Annotated in this window: 17 protein-coding genes; 13 read left to right on the top strand and 4 right to left on the bottom strand. The window is 68.1% G+C overall.

Annotated features, from left to right (window positions below):
* Positions 1–616 precede the first annotated feature (616 nt).
* From AB0B91_RS36830 to AB0B91_RS36805, 6 genes are all read left to right on the top strand, one after another.
* A complete protein-coding gene (locus tag AB0B91_RS36830) occupies positions 617–763 on the top strand; it encodes a hypothetical protein (protein ID WP_358329809.1) in 147 nt (48 codons plus the stop codon).
* A gap of 515 nt (positions 764–1,278) precedes the next feature.
* A complete protein-coding gene (locus AB0B91_RS36825; protein WP_358329806.1) occupies positions 1,279–2,133 on the top strand; it encodes an alpha/beta fold hydrolase in 855 nt (284 codons plus the stop codon).
* Positions 2,130–2,942: an LLM class flavin-dependent oxidoreductase gene (locus tag AB0B91_RS36820; RefSeq protein WP_358329803.1), complete on the top strand. Its 813-nt coding sequence runs from the start codon at positions 2,130–2,132 to the stop codon at positions 2,940–2,942. Before AB0B91_RS36825 ends, AB0B91_RS36820 begins: the two co-directional genes overlap by 4 nt.
* A gap of 128 nt (positions 2,943–3,070) precedes the next feature.
* Positions 3,071–3,964, top strand: a complete 894-nt coding sequence (locus AB0B91_RS36815; protein WP_358329800.1) for a LysR family transcriptional regulator — start codon at positions 3,071–3,073, stop codon at positions 3,962–3,964.
* Between the two features lie 559 nt (positions 3,965–4,523).
* Positions 4,524–5,720: an elongation factor Tu gene (gene tuf, locus AB0B91_RS36810; protein ID WP_358329796.1), complete on the top strand. Its 1,197-nt coding sequence runs from the start codon at positions 4,524–4,526 to the stop codon at positions 5,718–5,720.
* A gap of 252 nt (positions 5,721–5,972) precedes the next feature.
* Positions 5,973–6,164 (top strand): NlpC/P60 family protein, encoded by a 192-nt coding sequence (locus AB0B91_RS36805; RefSeq protein WP_358329793.1) that lies wholly within the window; start codon positions 5,973–5,975, stop codon positions 6,162–6,164.
* Between the two features lie 219 nt (positions 6,165–6,383).
* Here AB0B91_RS36805 and AB0B91_RS36800 read toward each other — a convergent pair whose 3' ends face one another.
* Both AB0B91_RS36800 and AB0B91_RS36795 read right to left on the bottom strand, forming a co-directional pair.
* On the bottom strand, positions 6,384–7,172 hold the full coding sequence (locus AB0B91_RS36800; RefSeq protein ID WP_358329790.1) for a M56 family metallopeptidase: 789 nt from the start codon (positions 7,170–7,172) through the stop codon (positions 6,384–6,386).
* The gene (locus tag AB0B91_RS36795) at positions 7,169–7,555 is read right to left on the bottom strand and encodes a BlaI/MecI/CopY family transcriptional regulator (RefSeq protein ID WP_358329787.1); all 387 of its coding nucleotides are present in this window, start codon (positions 7,553–7,555) and stop codon (positions 7,169–7,171) included. Before AB0B91_RS36795 ends, AB0B91_RS36800 begins: the two co-directional genes overlap by 4 nt.
* 94 nt (positions 7,556–7,649) lie before the next feature.
* Between AB0B91_RS36795 and AB0B91_RS36790 the strand changes: the two genes are divergently transcribed.
* Entirely contained in the window at positions 7,650–8,495 is an 846-nt protein-coding gene (locus AB0B91_RS36790) for a methyltransferase domain-containing protein (protein ID WP_358329784.1), read from the top strand.
* Positions 8,496–8,532: 37 nt separating this feature from the next.
* On the opposite strand, the gene AB0B91_RS36785 is transcribed toward AB0B91_RS36790, so the two are convergent.
* On the bottom strand, positions 8,533–9,270 hold the full coding sequence (locus AB0B91_RS36785) for a GNAT family N-acetyltransferase (RefSeq protein ID WP_358329781.1): 738 nt from the start codon (positions 9,268–9,270) through the stop codon (positions 8,533–8,535).
* 61 nt (positions 9,271–9,331) lie between these two features.
* Here AB0B91_RS36785 and AB0B91_RS36780 point away from each other — a divergent pair, with 61 nt between their 5' ends.
* Entirely contained in the window at positions 9,332–9,859 is a 528-nt protein-coding gene (locus AB0B91_RS36780) for a carboxymuconolactone decarboxylase family protein (RefSeq protein WP_358329778.1), read from the top strand.
* 81 nt (positions 9,860–9,940) lie between these two features.
* Here AB0B91_RS36780 and AB0B91_RS36775 read toward each other — a convergent pair whose 3' ends face one another.
* A complete protein-coding gene (locus tag AB0B91_RS36775; protein WP_358329775.1) occupies positions 9,941–10,174 on the bottom strand; it encodes a heavy metal-associated domain-containing protein in 234 nt (77 codons plus the stop codon).
* Between the two features lie 182 nt (positions 10,175–10,356).
* Between AB0B91_RS36775 and AB0B91_RS36770 the strand changes: the two genes are divergently transcribed.
* From AB0B91_RS36770 to AB0B91_RS36750, 5 genes are all read left to right on the top strand, one after another.
* A complete protein-coding gene (locus AB0B91_RS36770; protein WP_358329772.1) occupies positions 10,357–11,334 on the top strand; it encodes a helix-turn-helix transcriptional regulator in 978 nt (325 codons plus the stop codon).
* 217 nt (positions 11,335–11,551) lie between these two features.
* Positions 11,552–12,376 carry a transporter substrate-binding domain-containing protein gene (locus AB0B91_RS36765; RefSeq protein ID WP_358329770.1) on the top strand — a complete coding sequence of 275 codons (825 nt, stop codon included), beginning with the start codon at positions 11,552–11,554 and terminating at the stop codon, positions 12,374–12,376.
* Between the two features lie 15 nt (positions 12,377–12,391).
* Positions 12,392–13,042: an amino acid ABC transporter permease gene (locus AB0B91_RS36760; RefSeq protein WP_358329767.1), complete on the top strand. Its 651-nt coding sequence runs from the start codon at positions 12,392–12,394 to the stop codon at positions 13,040–13,042.
* Positions 13,039–13,842, top strand: coding sequence for an amino acid ABC transporter ATP-binding protein (locus AB0B91_RS36755; protein WP_358329764.1), 804 nt, complete (start codon positions 13,039–13,041; stop codon positions 13,840–13,842). Before AB0B91_RS36760 ends, AB0B91_RS36755 begins: the two co-directional genes overlap by 4 nt.
* Positions 13,839–15,014 carry an aminotransferase class V-fold PLP-dependent enzyme gene (locus tag AB0B91_RS36750; RefSeq protein WP_358329761.1) on the top strand — a complete coding sequence of 392 codons (1,176 nt, stop codon included), beginning with the start codon at positions 13,839–13,841 and terminating at the stop codon, positions 15,012–15,014. The genes AB0B91_RS36755 and AB0B91_RS36750 overlap by 4 nt, the downstream gene beginning before the upstream one ends.
* The last annotated feature ends 5 nt before the right edge of the window (positions 15,015–15,019 follow it).

The raw sequence follows: 15,019 nt of genomic DNA, 5'->3' as shown, positions 1-15,019 counted from the left end.
GGTGGAATGGGCACCCGCTCGACCGGACCCGCACCAGCCACCTGGCCCGCCTCGACCTCACCCTGACCGCCTGATCAGAATTCAGCAACAGGGTCGTGGCTAGCGGGACTGAACAAAGTGAAGCCAGGGCGCGCAATCCCACCGTAGGACCACGCCCCCACAACAAGAGCACTCCCGAGCCCTCCGAAGGCCAGCCCTCCAAACAAGATCATCCACGTCACGTCCCCGCTAGTGGTGAAGGGCGCCGGTGGCGCAAACCGCGAAATCACCCCGACAAGGCTGAGCGGCACCATGACCAGCAGCACAGCCCCGTACACCCCCAGGCACAGCCCCACCCCCCAGGCCGGAATCAGGGGCAAGAGCGCAGGCACCCGACGCCCAGCGAGAAGCAGGATCCATCGCGGAAAGACCATCCCCCACCGATGCACCAGCCCAAGAGCGAGAAACACCCCGAGCAGCGCCATCAGCACCGTCAGATCAACGCCGACAGCCGCCAACGCCCGATAGACGGCATCCCCATCGCTCTCGACCCCCCGCAGCCAGACCGCCCCTTTCACTCCAAGGGCATCACCACCCAAAGTCCACACCGTCCACGATCGGAGCGTTCGAACACGGTGTGATCACCGAGGACCATCTGATCGAGCTGGGAACCGCCCTGACGGACGGCGCGCCCAGCAGCACAGGACGCACGGTCTTCAAGACCGTCGGCGTTGCCATGCAGGACTGGGTGATCGCCCATCTGCTGGCTCAGCGCTACCTATGACTGCGTTGGTGAGCGTCTTGGTCGGCCTTGCTCGGAATGCACGCCTCGATCCCCCGCCGGCATTGGGGCGATCGCCCTGCTGCCCGGCGGTCACCACCGCGGCCGGCAGCTTGCGGCCCTGCTCACAGGCCAGGTGGGTCTTCGTGGTCAGCCCGCCGCGGGAGCGCGCCAGTGCATGATCGGCCGGTTCACACCGCACCCCACCGGGCGGGTCCTTTTGCAGGTGGCCCTCCCGGAGAGCTCCGGCCGCGTGCTGGTGAGCCCGGGTGATGGTCGAGTCCACACTCATCGTCCAGCCGATCTTCCCGACAGCATCCGCACACGCCCGCGACTCGGCCAGAATCCGCGCGCCCATATTCCCTCACGCTGCCAGCGGCGGAACAGGCCGCCGCCAGGTGGCGCAACTCGATGTCGGTCCCGCGTTCCAGCCTGACCACACCCATCAACATAAGCGATCAAAACGATCGAAAATCATCACTTTTCACGATGAAGCTGCCAGGCATAGCGTGCCGGACATGAACACTAATCAATCCAACGGCGAGCAGCTTCTCGAGATCAACGGCGTCGAGCTGTGTGTCGAGACCTTCGGAGACCGCGCCACCCCGGCGATCACACTGGTGGCCGGGGCGTCTGCCTCAATGCTGTGGTGGGACGCCGAACTGTGCGAACGCATCGCCGCCCGTGGCCGGTTCGTGGTCCGGTACGACCATCGCGACACCGGCCGGTCGACCTACTACCCGCCGGGACAGCCGGCGTACTCCTTCACCGACCTGACCCTGGACGTACTCGGCGTCCACGACGCCTTGGGCATCGAGCGCGCCCACGTGGTCTGTCAGTCGATGTTCGGCGGGAGCGGGCTCATCCTCGGTGTGGACCATCCCGATCGGGTCGCGTCGCTGACGTTCGTCTCGGCCTCGACCGGGGCCGACGACCTCCCGCCGCCCTCGAGCGGGCTGGCCATGCCGGCCGAGCCTGATTCCCACGACGCGGCCGCGGTCGTCGAGTACGTGGTCGCCGGCGCGAGGGCGTTCGCCGGTGGCTCTCCGTACTTCGACGAGACCGCGATTCGAGCGTTGGCCGAACGTGACGTGGCGCGCACCAGGAGCTACGCCTCGACTCTGGTCAACCACTACGCCATCGGGCTCGATGGGCCTGCGCGAGGCGGCTTCGGCGACATCGCGGCGCCGACGCTCGTGGTCCACGGCGACCACGACCCCTTCCTGCCCCTGCCGCACGGACAGGCGCTACGCGACGCGATCCCCGATGCCGAGCTACTGGTCCTGGAGGGGGCCGGACATGACCTGCCGGGGCCGGTGTGGAATGACTTCGTGTCGGGTCTGGTGCGGCACACGGAAGGGGGCCGCTCATGAACCGGCTACGGTCGGCACTCTGGCTGCCGCTCTTCGACGACCTCGCCGACCCACGGGCAGTGGCGCGCCTGGCCGCCGACGCTGAGGAAGCCGGGTGGGACGGTTTCTTCGTGTGGGATCACCTGTCCTGGCGGGCGCCGGTCCATCAGGTCGCCGACCCGTGGATCGCGCTGGCGGCGGTCGCGACCGCGACCGAGCGGCTGCGGCTCGGCCCGATGGTGTCGACGCTTGCCCGCCGGCGACCGGTCAAGGTCGCACGCGAGACCGCGACACTGGATCGGCTCAGCGCCGGCCGCCTCACCCTCGGCGTCGGCCTGGGCAGCGACCGGTTCGGCGGCGAGCTGTCCAAGACCGGCGAGCAGCTCGACGACCGGCAGCGCGGGCGGATGCTCGACGAGTCCTTGACGATCCTGGCCACCGCATGGTCCGGCGAACCGGTGCGCCATCGCGGCGAGCACTACACCGTCGACGACATCACGTTCCTGCCGCGGCCGGTTCAGCGGCCCGGCGTGCCGGTGTGGGCCGCCGGATTCCCCGGCAACGCCAAGCCGATCCGCCGGGCCGCCCGGCTCGACGGCTTCTTCCCGATCAATCTGGAGCACCCGGACCAGCTCGCTGAGGTCGTCGGCACCCTCACCGAACTGCGACATGGCGAAATGACCGCCTACGACATCGCCATCAGCCTGCCGCCCGGCGTCGATCCCGAGCCGTACGCGAAGGCCGGCGCAACCTGGTGGCTGCCGGAGCTCGACCCGGGTGTACGGCTCGACACCGTGCGTGGCGTACTCCGCGATGGCCCAGCGGTGTGAGAAGGCGCCGCGGACCGCGGTTGGATGTGCTGTAGACCGTCATGTCGATGGCCTTAGAGTCACCCAGAACATCAAGAAAAGCGATTGTTTTCGATCGAATTAATCGCTATTCGCTATGCTGTGGCGTTATGGCGGACGTCGAGCTGCGCTATCTGAGGACCATGGCCGCTATCGCCGAGGAAGGAACGTTCGGACGAGCCGCGAGTCGGCTCGGCTACACCCAATCGTCGGTGAGCCAGCAGATCGCCGCGTTGGAGAAGGCCGTCGGTGGTGCCGTCTTCGACCGGCCCGGAGGTCCCAGGCCGGTACGGATCACTCCACTTGGCGAGGTGGTCTTGACCCACGGGCGCGAGCTGCTCACGAAGGCGGAGGCGCTGGCCGACGCCGTCGATCGTTTCAGGGCGGGTAACGGCCGGATCGACATCGGCACCTTCCAGGGCTCGACCAAGCTGATCCTGCCGGCCGTCGTGCGCCGGCTGCTGGAGGAGCACCCCGGCTGCGACATCAGGCTGTCCGAGGCGGGGCCGGAGGATCCGCAGATCGGAGATCTCGACCTGTTGTTCCACTACGGCCGGATCGAAGGCGACGTCGAGCACGTCGAGCTGCTCGAAGAGCCGTACCTCCTGGTGGCCCGCGCCGGCGCGTTCCCCGATGGTCCAGTACGGGTGGAGTTGCTCGACGATGCTCCGATGGTCGCCTGGCCTCCCACCGATCACCAGAAATGGTTGGAGCGGACGCTCGCCGGCGATGGCGCGCGGCCGCGGATCGTGTTCCGAACCGCGGGCCACGAAACCATCGTGTCAATGGTGCGGGCGGGCATAGGCTCGGCGGTGCTGCCATGGCTCGGCCTCCACGGGTCCGATGTCTGGTCCGACGACCGGCTCAGCATCCATCGACTGCAACCATCGCCCGCCTGCACGTGGTACCTGTACTGGCCGGCCGGACGCACCCAATCGCCTCTCGCGACCCGCGCCATCGACATCGCCGTCGAAGCCGCCAACGGGCTGGCCGACCAGATGTGACAGCGAACGACTGGGCCTACCGGCACGCCCTGGCAGGAAACTCAACGTCCGTGCCGCGTGTTTGATCAACTGTGGTCGAGCATTGGGTCGCCGGGGTCGCGTGGCGATCCGGCCTCTCCGATCTTGTTGAGGGCGCCAGACGGGTGACGGCGAACCGGCGGACGGCACTCATCGCACCCGAGGTGTCCCAGCGGGCGCGGTTCAACAGCCGCTGAGTGGCATCCGGGCTGCGGTCGCCCACCCACTCGGCGACCGTCCAGCCGTTGCGTTTCAAGGGACACGCTGCCCGGTGCCGGACGATCGGGGCGGTGCCGGAAGACCGGCGGGAATATTGCGTTGCGTGGCGGCGCTGAGGGTCCCACTATGGTCCTCATGTTCAGGCACGATCACCTCGCGACGCCCGCCAACGCGGGCGCGTTCGAGCGTGCCTGCGACGGCCTGGAGCGCTGACCTCTTCCCGTAAGTCTTTTTCCCGGATGTCTCTGTGGTGACCCGGCGGGGGGAGGTAGTCGGCCCGTGCGGGTCACAGCACATCCAGGACTCCAAGAGGAAGAACATCATGGCCAAGCAGGCCTATGTCCGTAACAAGCCGCATCTCAACATCGGCACGATGGGCCACGTCGACCACGGCAAGACCACGCTGACCGCCGCGATCACCAAGGTGCTCGCGCAGCGGGGGCAGGCGACGTACACGCCGTTCGAGCGGATCGACCGCACGCCCGAGGAGGCCGTGCGCGGCATCACGATCAACATCTCGCACGTCGAGTACGAGACCGACACCAGGCACTACGCCCACGTGGACATGCCGGGCCACGCCGACTACGTGAAGAACATGATCACGGGGGCGGCGCAGCTCGACGGCGCGATCCTCGTCGTGTCCGCCCAGGACGGCATCATGCCGCAGACCAGGGAGCACGTGCTGCTCGCCCGGCGCGTCGGCGTCGAGCACCTGGTCGTCGCGGTCAACAAGGCCGACGGCGCCGACCCGGAGCTGACCGACCTGGTCGAACTGGAGCTGCACGACCTGCTCGCCGAGCACGGCTACCGGGACGTCCCGATGGTCCGGGTCTCCGGGCTGCGGGCGCTGGAAGGCGACCCCGAGTGGACGGCGTCGATCGGCACGCTGCTCCAGGCGGTCGACGACCACATCCCGGTGCCGGTGCGGTACGTGGACGCGCCGTTCCTGATGCCGGTGGAGAACGTGCTCACGGTCACCGGCCGGGGCACGGTCGTCACGGGCGCCATCGAGCGCGGCACGGTCCGCGTGGGCGACACGGTGGGCGTCGTCGGGTTCGACGACGGCGCCGGGCCGGGTGCCGGGGCCGGCGGTGGCTTCACCGCGGTGGTGACCGGGGTGGAGACGTTCGGCAAGACGATGGAGCGGGGCGAGGCGGGCGACAACGCCGCCGTACTGCTGCGCGGTGTCCGCCGCGACCAGGTGCGGCGGGGCATGCTGCTGGCCGCGCCCGGCAGCCAGCGGGCCCGCCGGTCGTTCACCGCCCGGATCTACCTCCTCACGCCCGAGGAGGGCGGCCGACGCCGGCCGATCGCGTCCGGCTACCGGCCGCAGTTCTACCTGCGCACCACCGACGTACCCGGCGAGCTGCTCCTGGACGACTCCGCCCAGCCGGGCGACACGGTCGAGGTGCGGGTCGAGCTGGGCAAGGCGGTCGCGCTGGAGCCGGGTCTCGGCTTCGCGATCCGCGAGGGCGGCCTGACGGTCGGCGCGGGCACGGTACTCGACGTACCTGCTTGACGACGGTCGCGAGCACGGTCCACGCGGTCGGGGTGGGCACGGTCACCGTGCCCACCCCGACGACTGTCGCAAGCACGATTCGTGACGCGGCGCAGGCACAGCACTCGACGCGGGCAACGTAGTACGTCGGGCTTCGGGTGCTGCTGCTGGTCCAGCGCAATGCGGTAGACGGACATGTGGGAACGCGACTCGGCGGTGAAGTCGATTTGGTGCGAAGATGCCTCAGCCTCGGCAGATCTACTATGAAAGATAGTGAACCGGTTCGGCGAATCGCTGGACGAGCTGCAGCCCGGGGACCTGCTCTTCAGCAAGGGGCTGGGACACATGGGCATGTACGCGGGCAATGGGAAGATGGTCCACGCGCCACAGACCGGAGACGTCATCAAGGTGTCCGACCTCGACGACTACTGGCGCGCCCGCCTGCTCGGCGCGGTTCGCCCTTGACCTCCTTGCTCGGAGATCAAGTGTCCGCCGAACCAGTGAGACCGCCCACACTGCGCCAGCTTTGGTCCTCCACGCTCTGATCCCGATCATGGATGGCGGAACGACCATGTGAAAAGCTTGACGTTGTTCGAGATTCGACCCGCGTCACCCTCGACGCCTCAGCGGCCCAGCAGCGCAAGGCCAAAGCCGACGCACTAGACACATCCCACACCGGTGCCGTCAAGGCGTCCACGCTGCCTGCGCGATGCACATGACCAGGCTGACGACCACAAGGAGGCCGGTCAGGGAGAAGATCATTCCGGCTCTGGACGGCCTGCGGATCGGCAAACTGTCGCCTAGCAGTTGAGCGACCCTGGCCTCGGCGGCGCCGTCGAAAGCCGCGGCTGTTGCCGGTGCGAGGCCGGCGCCGTCCATGCGGGTCAGTGCCCGTGCCACCGCCTTGGCGCCCAGCCGGTCGATCGCGGCTCGGTCGGCTGACAGCTCGGCCCGTTCGCTCTGCCGCCGGAACCACCATGCCGCCAACGGCAGGTAGAACAGCACGTCAGCGGTGGCGCGGAGGATGAGACGGCGCAACGGGTCGCGGCGCCGGGCGTGTGCGGCCTCGTGGATGAGGATCGCGTCGAGCTCCTCAGCCGGGAGCATCTCGGCGGCCCCGGCGGTGAGATAGAGCCGTGGCCGCAGCGCTCCCGCGCAGAAGGCCGCCGGGTCCGCACCGGCCAGGCAGACGACACCTGGAGCGCCGGTTCGCCGTATCGCGCCCTTGAGACCGGCCGGTTCGGCCGCCCGCGGAAGTACGGCCAGACTGTGGGCCGCGGCGACGCCGAGCCAGGTGGCGCGGACGGCGACAGCCAGCAGGCTCGCCCCGGACACGACGGCGATGGAGACGAGCCAGCACTGGGCCATCGTCATCCCGGCGGAAACGTTGGGGTGCCACACCAGGCGCACGCCGACCAGTCCGGTCAGCACGGCCAGGCCGATGCGGTTGTGCCGCCAGAGGTAGACGATCACTCGGCCAGCTCCTGCAGGCGGCGCCGCTGTTCGGGCGACAGGCCGTCGAGGTGGGCGGCGAAAGCGGCCAGTGCGGCGTCGCCGTACTTGTCCACGAAGCTCGCGGTGGCCTGGCGGCTCGACTGGGACAGGAACTGGGCGGGCGTGATCGCGGCCCGGTACGCGTGAGCGCGGCGGCCCGGCTCGGCGTGAGCGGTCAGCATTCCCTTGTCGGCCAGCCTTCGTAGCGTGGTCATCACGGTGGTGTAGGCCAGCTCCGGCACCAGTTTCTGCACGTCCCGGACCACGAACGGCTCAGTGACCGCTCCGGTCCAGACGGCCCGCATGAGCCGCCCCTCCAGCGGGCCGAGAACGGCGACCGCCCGATCCAGTTCATCCTGCACGGCGTCATACTACTATCCAACATGAGTACTATCTATAGGTAGTAGATCGTCCAGGAGATTCTCGTACATCAATGTACGAGTTAAAGGAGCTTCTATGTCGCACTCTGTCGCCAACCCCGAACAGGCCAAGGCGTGGAACGAGGGCGACGGCCGACACTGGGTCGCTCACCGGGATCGCTACGACCAGATGATGCAAAGGATCAGTCCCCACCTGTTCGAGGCGGCCGCCATCACTCCCGGGGACCACGTGCTCGACATCGGGTGCGGAAGCGGCCAGACCACCTGCATGGCCGCTCGGAGCGCACAAGACGGCCAGGCACTCGGCATCGACCTGTCCGCTCCCTTGCTGGAGCAGGCCCGCCACCGAGCCGAGAGCGAGAACCTCGGCAACACGCGCTTCGAACAGGCCGACGCCCAGGTTCACCCCTTCGCCGCGGCGAGCGTCGATGCGGTGATCAGCCGTTTCGGGGTGATGTTCTTCAACGATCCCGTGGCGGCCTTCACCAACATTGGGCGGGCGACTCGCCCCGGTGGGCGTCTGGCGTTCCTGTGCTGGCGGAAACCGCTCGAAAACGAATGGATCGCCGAGCTGGGCGCGGTCCTGGCCTCGTTCGTCCCGTTGCCCGGTTCCCTTGCCGGCGACGGCCCGGGGCCCTTCTCCCTGGCGGCATCCAGTCGGATCACCGATCTCCTGCATACAGCCGGCTACACCCAGATCAGCGTGGACCCCGTAGACGAGCCCATGAGGCTCGGGGACAACGTGAACGACGTGCTCGGCTTCGTCGCCCAGATGGGCCCGGTGAGCAGCCTGCTCGACAAGGTCGACGAGACGACGAGAGCCAAGATGCTCGACGCGCTCCGCGAGCGCCTCGCCTCGCACGAGACGGCGCCCGGAGTCTTCCTCAGGAGCGCGGCCTGGCTGGTCACCGCTCGATGGTGAACGTGCTCGCCGCGGACGACCCCTCCCGGCCAGGGCGTCACGGAGGTTCTCGATCCAGACTGCCGGCGATGACGTCGAATCCGGGCGGCCTGGCCACTGTCGTTTCTTCCGTCAGGCCGTAGGAGGTCCATCCGCGGTCGGCAAAGCCCGCCCCCGTCGCCACGGCGGCCGAGGCATGGTTGTCGAGGGCATGCATGTACGTGGGTATCGCCCCTTCGTCGAGAACCCGCCGCGCGGCCTGCGCGATGAGCCCGCGCGCCAAGCCTCGCCCCCGCGCCTCGGGGACGGTCACGACGGCCAGCTCATGCCCGTACACGTCATGGCGCTTGACCCCCACACCCGCCAGGTGGGCACCCGTCTCCACATCCCGGGCGACCAGCACGTCCCCGCCGAAGACGCGCAACCACTCCGGAACCTCCGGATCGGCAGCCGAAACCCACGCTCCCGGCTCAGGAAGGACTGCGGGGTCGGCCGTCCACCGGTACACGGCGGTGAACCAGCCCCGCTTCGGATAACCGACCATCTCGGGAAGCCGCGGCCCCAACGCCGTGAGCGTCCCCACTCCGGCGTATCTCCGCGCGACCGGATCGGCATGCTCCGGTGGGACAGAGAGCACGCCGCGCTCCGGCGTCGCAACCCCGAGCACGGGATGAAACCTGCCATCCCAACCGGGCAGCGCCCGTCCCGGCTCGCCGACGATGTCAAGCTCGCGACGCGGCGGCCATGAGCCGAGCCAACGGGCGAGGTGTTCGGCGAGCCGGCATTCTGGCGACATGATCCACTCCTATACGGTGCAGGGGTATAGTATCCACACCATAAGTCTGAGGAGGGAACATATGCGACGCCTGACCGCACTCGACCCCGCTGATGCGCCCGGCAAGTCACGCGAACTGCTGAACGACATCATCAGCCGCAGGGGGAATGTCGGTGAGATGGTGTCCACCATGGCCCACTCGCCGGCGATGCTCCAGGGCTACCTCGACCTCTCAGGCGCCATGAAACGGAGCAAACTTCCCCGTAGCCTGAGCGAGAAGATCTCGCTCGCCTTGCAGGAATGGATCGGCTGCGGCCTCTGCATGGACGCGCACACGCAGGCAGCCCGGGCGGCGGGGCTGAGCGACGCCGACATCGCCCTTGCCCGGCAGGGCACCTCCGCCGACGCCCGTGAGGCCGCCCTCATCGCGGTCGCCGTCCGCGTCCTGGCCGAACCGTCCTCACTCACCGACCAGGACATCGCCGACCTACGCGGACACGGATGGAACGACCGGATCATCGCCGAGATCCCCGGTCTGGTCGCCCTGAACCTGCTGACCGGCTCCTTCAACCTCCTCGCCGGACTCGAACCCGCCGAGCAGACGGTATAGACGGACAGGCGCCGCCGGGCTCGTCACCCTGAATGAGCCCTTCCGGACGCGGGGCATGCCGGCGTCCGGAAGGGCACCTGGTCAGGAGCTCAGGATGTCGCAGCCGGCGGCATCGATGGCGTCCCTGATCCGGGCGTCGTCGACCGGGCCGTCGGTCAGGACGCTGATCTTCGACTCCTCGGCGTTCAGGTCGACGCCGACGATGCCGGGCACCAGGATGAGCTCGGAGCGAATGCTCGCCAGGCAGTGTTCGCAGCTCGCCTCGGAAAGGCCGTTAACGCGGTAGGTGGTCAGGCTGTAGGCGACAGTGATCATCCATCCTCCAAGTATCGAAACGGTGGAAATCGGCGCGCGCCTAGGTGGAAATCTTGCCGCACCGGGAGCCGAGTGGCGGGCCTTGGAGGGTTCGAGATCACGCCATGGCGCGAACAAGACACGCCGGTTTGGTGAATCACTTGGCGATATGTCATGTTTTTCGCGATGACGGGGACTGTGACGTGAGCGATGATCCCCCTGCCGAGGCCGACCGCCTCGCGCAGGCCCTGTACGAACGCGTCCACACCAGAGGCGAGAGCGTCGCCGACGCGTCGGCCGCTCTGGGCCTCACCGCACGGCAGCGGGCCGCCGCGCGCGACCGCCTGGTCCGTCTCGGCCTGCTCATCCCCGGGTCCGAGCTGAGCGTCGAGACGTCCACAGCGCTGGCGCTCAGCCTCGAACACGGTCATCGAGCCCTGGACAAGCTCGTGGAACAGCACGTTCTGACCGCCTCTCTGGCTCGGGACTACCTGGGGCTGGCACAGCGGCCGCACGACGACACCCAGGTGGAGTTCTATCCGCGGCAGGAGCGTGCCACCCGGCTCAACCAGCGCCTCAACGAACTGGCGGAGATGGCCCGGCACGAGATCGTGGGCATGCACCCGGCCGCCACCTGGTCCGCGCGGGGGCTGGACGGCGGCACCGAACGCACCAAGATCTCGCTGGGCAGAGGCGTCCGCATCCGCAGCATTCACGCGCAGATCACGCTGTCCGACCCGCTGATGCGCGATCATCTGCGCGACCGCGTGGCGGAGGGCGTCGAGGTCCGGGTCGCGCCGGTCGTACCGACGCGCATGCTGGTGTACGACCGGCGGGTCGCGGTCGTCCAGGCCGACCCCGAGGACGTCGGGGCGGGGGCCGTGCTGATCCGCGGCGCCAACGTGGTGAGGTCCCTGGCCGCGATCTACGACTACCTCTGGCTGACGGCGTCGGAGCCGCAGGACGTACCTCGCTCCGCTGACGGCACGGCGCTGACTGAGCAGCAACGCGCGGTTCTCCTCCTGCTCGCGGCCGGCACCAAGGACGACGTGATCGCCCGCAGGCTGGGTGTCTCCACGCGCACCGTGACCCGGCTGGTCGGCGAGCTGACAACGATGCTGGGCGCGAGCAGCCGCTTCCAGGCCGGCGTACGCGCGGCCCGCTTGGGCTGGCTGGACTAACCTCCCCAAGTCCGTAAATGTGACCCCCGTACCCGACAACCTTGGCTACTCACCCGTGATGAGCAGCACATACGACAAATTACCCCGTGGGGGTACTTGACGCTCCGGACATTTTGGCCCACCGTATGTGCCATGGACAGATAAGCCCTATCCAGGGGATGTCCACGGTTCACGGGGGTTCAGAGCCGGGCTACTACCGCGTCACAAGGAGCCCACGGTGGCAAACAACATACGTATCCGATCAAGCCTCGTGTCCGCCGCTCTACTGATCGCCCTGTCCGCGTGCGGCCATGGCTCCGCGGACGCCGCCGATCTCCTGCAGCGGGTCAAGGCGTCCGGCATCCTCCGGGTGGCCCAGACACAGGCGAACCCGCCGTGGAACTTCCTGGACGGCGGCAAGCCGGCGGGCTACGACGTCGACGTCGCCAACGAGCTCGCCAAGCGGCTCGGCATCGCCAAGGTCGAGTTCGTCGCCTCCAACTACCAGAGTTTCATCGCGGGCGTTCAGGCCGGCCGGTTCGACGCCGTCATCTCCGGCCAGACCATCACTCCGGAACGTGCCAAGCAGGTGGACTTCTCCCGCCCGTACCAGGTCAACGGGATCTCGATCTTCGTGGCCGACACCAATTCCGCCATCGGCGGGCTGACCGACCTCCAGGGCAAGAAGATCGCCGTGACGGCCGGGACCACGCAAGCGGCCTTCGCCAAGAAGAGCGTCGCCGACGCCGACATCAAGACCTACGACAACGCCACACTCGGGCTGACCGAGGTAGCGCGAGGGCGGGCCGACGCCGTGCTGGTGTCGCGGTTCCAAGGGGCGTTCCTGGCGGCGAAGAACAATCTGAAGGTCAAGACCGCAGGACCACTGCTCGAATCGGAGGTCAACGGGATCTCCTTCGCGAAAGGCTCGGCGAGCTTCAAGCAGGCCGTCGACAAGGCGCTGGGCGACATGATCGCCGACGGCACCCTGGCCGCCATCTCCCGCAAATGGCTGGGCGGCCTCGACCTGACCCAGGAACTGGCCAAGGTTCCGGCGAACTGAACAGGGAAGGCACTGATGGATCTGCTGGTCGACTCCTTTCCCGACCTCCTCACCGGCATGATGATCACGCTTCTCCTCGGTGTGATCTCCTTCATCCTCGGCAGCATCCTCGGGGCCGCGATCATGCTGGCGAAGATCTCCGGCAACCGCGTCCTCTCGGCCGTGGCGACCGCGTACGTGTCGGTCTTCCGCGGCACACCGCTGCTGATCCAGATCATGATCATCTACTTCGGGCTGCCACAGATCGGCCTGGAGATTCCCCCCATCCCGTCGGCGATCATCGCGTTCACCCTGTTCACCGCCGCCTACCTCAGCGAGAACTTCCGCGCCGGCGTCCTGAGCGTCGACAAGGGACAGTGGGAGGCGGCGGCCTCGATGGCGATGCCGTACTGGAAGACGCTGCGCCGCGTCATCTTCCCCCAGGCCATCAGGATCGCTCTGCCGCCCGTTGGGAGCCGGTTCATCGCGCTGATGAAAGACACCTCACTTGCGTCCGCGGTGACCGTGGTGGAGCTGACCAGGGTGGCTGAGGGCATCGGCACCTCGACGTTCCGCTACATGGACGCGTTGCTGATCGTCGGGCTCATGTACTGGCTGATCAACACTCTCCTACAGGTCGGCCAGCAGGCCCTCGAACGCCGGATGAGAAAGGCCTACGCCACATGACCACCCCAGAACCCATCGTCAGCGTGCGCGGGCTGCGTAAGCGCTTCGGCGACAACGAGGTGCTCAAGGGCATCGACCTGGACGTACGGCCCGGAGAGGTAGTCGTGGTCATGGGCCCGTCGGGCTCCGGCAAGACCACCCTGATCCGCTGCCTCAACTTTCTCGAAGAGCCCGACACCGGCACGGTGAGCATGTGCGGCAACCAGGTGGACTGCGGCGGGCGCGGGCGTTCCAGGGCCGCGCGGGTGCGCGAGATCCGGCGGCGTTCGGCGATGGTCTTCCAGCAGTTCAACCTGTTTCCGCACCTGACGGCACTGCAGAACGTCATGGAGGGTCCGATCTCCGTACGGGGCCTGCGCCGGACCGAGGCGGACGGCCTCGGACGGCGACTGCTCGCGCTCGTGGGCCTCGACGAGAAATGCGACTGCTATCCGGCCACCCTGTCCGGTGGGCAGAAGCAGCGCGTCGCCATCGCCCGGGCACTGGCGATGGAGCCTCAGGTCATCCTGTTCGACGAGCCCACCTCCGCGCTCGACCCCGAATTGCACGCCGAGGTCCTGCAGGTCATCCGAGACCTGGCCGGAAACGGCATGACCATGGTGATCGTGACGCACGAGACCGCCTTCGCCCGTGACGTGGCCGACCGGGTGGTGTTCATGGACGGTGGGAACGTCATCGAAGAGGCTCCCCCGCAGCGCTTCTTCACCGCGCCCGCCCACCCCCGCGTACAGGCTTTCCTGCGCCTCATCGGCCCTTCACACAACGGCCACCCCTCACCCCAGAACGTGGAGCGAACGTGATCGACCTCGCACGGGCCCGGGAGCTGACCCCGGGCACCGCGAACACCGTCCATCTCAACAACGCCGGAGCCTCGCTGCCCTCCACGCCCGTGTTGGAGGCGACCGTCGGGCATCTCCGGCTGGAAGCCGAAATCGGCGGATACGAGGCAGCTGCCCGCGCCGCCGAAAACGTCGAGGCGACGTACGGCTCCGCCGCCAGGCTGCTGAACTGCTCCCCCGACGAGATCGCCATCGTCGACAGCGCGACCCGCGCCTGGGACCTGGCCTTCTACGCCATCCCCTTCCGCCCCGGGGACCGGATCCTGACCAGCAAGGCCGAGTACGCCAGCAACTTCATCGCCTACCTGCAGGTCGCCCGCCGCCATGGCGTGCGGGTCGAGGTGGTGCCCAACGACGGGCTCGGCCAGCTCTCCGTGGACGCGCTGCGGGCGATGATGGACGAGCGCGTACGCCTCATCTCGGTCACTCACATCCCCACCAACGGCGGCCTGGTCAACCCGGCCGCGGAGATCGGCAAGATCGCGGCTGAGGCGGGCGTGCTGTACCTGCTCGACGCGTGCCAGTCGGTGGGCCAGATCCCCGTCGACGTCGAGCACATCCGCTGCGACATTCTCTCCACGACCGGCCGCAAATACCTGCGCGCGCCCCGCGGGACCGGGCTGCTGTACGTCCGGCGGTCCGTGCTCGACCAGCTCGATCCGCCCTTCCTCGACCTGCGTTCCGCCAGGTGGACGGCGCCCGACCGCTTCGAGATCCAGCCGGGCGCCCGCAGGTTCGAGAACTGGGAGTACGGCGTCGCAGGGCGGGTCGGCTTGGCGACCGCGATCGACGAGGCCCTGGCCTGGGGGCTTGAGGACATCCGGGACCGGGTCTACCTGCTCGGCGACACCCTCCGGGAACGACTGGCGGCCATCCCCGGCTGCACCGTGCGCGACGTCGGCGCCGAACGCTGCGGCATCGTCACCTTCACCCTCGACGGCGTCGCCGCCGAGACGATCAAGGAGTACTTGGCGGAGCGCCGGATCAACGTCAGCGTGTCGCGGGCCCCGTCAACGCTCCTGGACATGACCGATCGCGACATCTCCGAACTCGTGCGTGCATCGGTCCACTACTACAACTCCGAGGAAGAGTTGGCCCGCTTCTGCGAGGAACTGACCCGACTCCGTGCATGACGAAA

This window comes from Nonomuraea sp. NPDC049141 (assembly GCF_040648415.1).
Classification (GTDB): Bacteria; Actinomycetota; Actinomycetes; order Streptosporangiales; family Streptosporangiaceae; genus Nonomuraea.
Note: the sequence above shows the minus strand (reverse complement) of the source record. Positions and strands in the feature narration are given on the sequence as shown.